The organism is Pseudoduganella sp. RAF53_2, assembly GCF_052113985.1.
Taxonomy (GTDB): Bacteria; Pseudomonadota; Gammaproteobacteria; order Burkholderiales; family Burkholderiaceae_D; genus Rugamonas.
The window spans coordinates 1-3842 of sequence record NZ_JBFRDW010000597.1; the positions used below are offsets into that span (position 1 = coordinate 1).

Annotated in this window: 3 protein-coding genes; all 3 read right to left on the reverse strand. The window is 62.4% G+C overall.

The genetic code is table 11. The annotated features are described in order from the left end of the window. Positions 1-113: 113 nt before the first annotated feature. Entirely contained in the window at positions 114-2303 is a 2190-nt protein-coding gene (locus AB4Z11_RS26120) for a sodium-translocating pyrophosphatase (protein WP_442028755.1), read from the reverse strand. Between the two features lie 262 nt (positions 2304-2565). Continuing rightward, positions 2566-3222: an adenylate kinase gene (gene adk, locus AB4Z11_RS26125; RefSeq protein WP_442028756.1), complete on the reverse strand. Its 657-nt coding sequence runs from the start codon at positions 3220-3222 to the stop codon at positions 2566-2568. A gap of 119 nt (positions 3223-3341) precedes the next feature. Next, a partial coding sequence (gene kdsB, locus AB4Z11_RS26130) for a 3-deoxy-manno-octulosonate cytidylyltransferase (RefSeq protein WP_442028758.1) occupies positions 3342-3842 on the reverse strand: 501 nt, incomplete at its 5' end.

The following is a 3842-nucleotide window of genomic DNA, read 5'->3' on the forward strand; positions in this document are numbered from 1 at the left end:
GGTCTGGGCACTCTGGCGCTGGCCGCGGCGCGCCGCCGCAAGAACGCCAGTTAATTCAGGCGCCGCAATGAAAAAAGCCCGCAGCTGCGGGCTTTTTTTCGGCTAAGACCAGCTTACCTGGCCGTTTCCTGCTGAGCGGCGGTATCCGCCGCCGAAGCCGTGGTGGCCGGCGCTGCAACCGGAGCGGCAGGCGCGGCCGGTTGCGGCGTGCCTGCCGGCGCGACCATTGGCGCATTGGCCTGGATCGGCGCCATCATCGTCACCGACAGCCAGCCGGTGGCCGGCAGCAGGGGCACCAGCAGCAGCGCCACGATGTTGATGATCTTGATCAGCGGGTTCACGGCCGGGCCGGCGGTATCTTTGTACGGGTCGCCGACCGTATYGCCGGTCACCGCGGCCTTGTGGGCGTCGGAGCCCTTGCCGCCATGGTTGCCGTCTTCGATGTATTTCTTCGCGTTGTCCCATGCACCGCCACCGGTGGTCATGGAAATCGCCACGAACAGGCCGGTGATGATGGTGCCCATCAGCAGGCCGCCCAGTGCGCGCGGGCCGAGCAGCATGCCGACCACGATCGGCACCAGCACCGGCAGCAGCGAAGGCAGAATCATTTCCTTGATGGCGGAGGCGGTCAGCATGTCGACCGCCTTGTCATACTGCGGCTTGCCGGTGCCGTCCATGATCCCTTTGATGTCGCGGAACTGGCGGCGCACCTCCACCACCACAGCGCCCGCAGCGCGGCCCACGGCCTCCATCGCCATGGCGCCGAACAGGTAAGGGATCAGGCCGCCGATGAACAGGCCCACGATCACCATCGGGTCGGACAGGTCGAAAGACATCTTCAGCTCGCGCGTTTCCAGCGCGTGAGTGTAGTCGGCGAACAGCACCAGCGCCGCCAGACCGGCGGAACCGATGGCATAGCCCTTGGTCACGGCCTTGGTGGTATTGCCCACCGCGTCCAGCGGATCGGTAATGGCGCGCACGGAATCGGGCATGCCGGCCATTTCAGCGATACCGCCGGCGTTGTCGGTTACCGGACCGTAGGCATCCAGCGCCACCACGATACCCGCCATCGACAGCATGGCCGTGGCTGCAATCGCCACGCCGTACAGGCCGGACAGCTTGAAGGAAATCAGGATCGCCACGCAGACCGCCAGCACCGGCCATGCGGTGGACTTCATCGACACGCCCAGGCCCGCAATGATGTTGGTGCCGTGGCCGGTGGTGGACGCTTCAGCGATATGGCGCACCGGTTTGAAATCGGTGCCGGTGTAGAACTCGGTGATGTAGACCATCAGGCCGGTCAGCACAATGCCCACGACGGTGGAGCCCAGCATCTTGTAGCGCATGGCGTCGTCGTGCCACAGCATCCAGGTCACGACCACGAAGCCGATCAGCGACAGGCCCGCAGCCCACCACAAGCCGGTGTACAGCGCGGACATGATCTTCTTGCCCGGCTTGGCCTTCACCATCGAGCAGCCCACGATGGAGCCGAGGATGGACACCGCGCCCAGCAGCATCGGGTACAGGATCGCCTCGGTCGGCGAGCCGCTGATCAGCAGTGCGCCCAGCAGCATGGTGGCAATCAGGGTCACCACATAGGTTTCGAACAGGTCGGCGGCCATGCCGGCGCAGTCACCCACGTTGTCGCCCACGTTATCGGCGATCACCGCAGGATTGCGCGGATCGTCTTCCGGAATGCCGGCTTCCACCTTGCCCACCAGGTCGGCGCCCACGTCCGCGCCCTTGGTGAAAATGCCGCCGCCGAGACGGGCGAAGATCGAGATCAGCGAGGCGCCGAAGGCCAGGCCAATCAGCGGTTTGATCACGTCATGCGGGGTGATGCCGGGACCGGCCATGCTGGTCAGCAGCATATAGAACAGCGTCACGCCCAGCAGGCCAAGGCCAACCACCAGCATGCCGGTGATGGCGCCGCCTTTGAACGCGACGTTCAGCGCTTCGTTCATGCCCACCGATGCCGCCTGCGCGGTACGCACATTGGCGCGCACCGAAACATTCATGCCGATGAAGCCACATGCGCCGGACAGCAGCGCGCCGATGAAGAAACCCAGGGCTGTCTGCCAGCCCAGCATAAGGAAGATGGCAATGAGCAGCACCACTCCGACAATGCCAATTGTTCTGTATTGCCGTGCCAGATAAGCTGCCGCGCCTTGCTGAATGGCTGCCGCGATTTCCTGCATACGCGGATTGCCCGCGTTTTGTGCCAGAATCCAGTTGCGTGCCCACAAACCATATACGACCGCGAGCACACCGCACGCTATCGCGAACCACAAACTTGCTGCCATAAATTGCCCCCTTCTGTTATTAGAATCAAGTGCTACATCACGGAATCAGACTACCGCCGCGCCTTGTGGGCACGACACTAACCAACTACGTACTGCAAAACTTTGATGCTCAACGGCCAGGGGGCCGTTCATGGCGGATCAATGATCCGCCCTACATGTTGTCGCGGCCATTTCGGGGCCGCACCCGGGGCGCGTCGTAGGGCGGATCATTGATCCGCCGCTGCGGGCGCAAATGGAAAGCGGGCCGAAGCCCGCCTGAGTATTAGCTCGAAAGCGCCGCGAACGCGCGGTCGCGGATTTCTTCGACAGGGCCTACGCCCTCGATTTTGCGATACTTCGGCGCGCCGGCCTGGCCCGATTGCGCCCAGTTGTTGTAGTAGCCCAGCAGGACTTCGGTCTGGTTGTGGTAGACATCCAGACGCTTCTTGACCGTTTCAGGCTTGTCGTCGTCGCGCTGCACCAGCGCTTCGCCGGTCACATCGTCCTTGCCTTCTTCTTTAGGCGGATTGAATTTCACGTGATAGGTACGGCCCGAGCCTGGGTGGCAGCGGCGGCCGGACATGCGTTCGATGATCTGTTCATCCGGCACGTCGATTTCCAGCACGTAGTCCACGGCCACGCCGGCGTCCTTCATGGCGTCAGCTTGCGGAATGGTGCGCGGGAAGCCGTCGAACAGGTAGCCGTTGGCGCAATCCGCGTCCTTCAGGCGCTCTTTCACCAGGCCGATGATGATGTCGTCGGAAACCAGCTGGCCAGCGTCCATGACCTTCTTGGCGGCCAGACCCAGTTCGGTGCCGGCCTTGATGGCGGCACGCAGCATGTCGCCGGTGGAAATCTGCGGAATGTTGTACTTTTCCTTGATGTAGTTGGCTTGGGTGCCCTTACCGGCGCCGGGAGCTCCTAACAGAATGAGACGCATGAAATTTCCTAAAACAATAATAATTAGTATGTGGTCGCCTTGACTACCTTGCTACGAAACTTACCACAAAAGTCTGGCGAAACACCAATTTGAATCCAAATTGGCTGTTGATTATTCGACTACTTGTAGTGGCGGCGCACCCGCTCCAGGTCTTCCGGCGTATCGACACCGGCAGCCGGCGCGGATTCCGTGACGTGCACGGCGATCGAATAGCCATGCCACAGAACGCGCAGCTGCTCCAGCGCTTCGATGCTTTCCAGCGGAGAGGCTTCCAGTGCCGGGTAGGCCTGGAGGAAGTCGTTGCGGTAGGCGTAAAGGCCGATATGGCGCAACGGGGCATAGCCGGCGGGCAGCGCATCCTTCGATTTAGCGAAGGCGTCGCGTGCCCAGGGGATGGTGGCGCGGCTGAAATACAGGGCGCGGCCCTGCTTATCCAGTACGACTTTCACCACGTTGGGATTGAATACATCCGCCACGTCATGCAGCGGGTGGGCGCACGTGGACATCGGCACGCCGGCGCCAATTCGGGCGGCGGCGGCTTTCAGCAGCGCGGGATCGATCAGGGGCTCATCCCCCTGAAGATTGACCACCACCGCATCCAAAGGCAGATTGAGTTTCTG

Coding starts and splice junctions, on each gene's coding strand:
- adk (WP_442028756.1), bottom strand. CDS start 3,222: ATGCGTCTCATTCTGTTAGGAGCTCCCGGCGCCGGTAAGGGCACCCAA.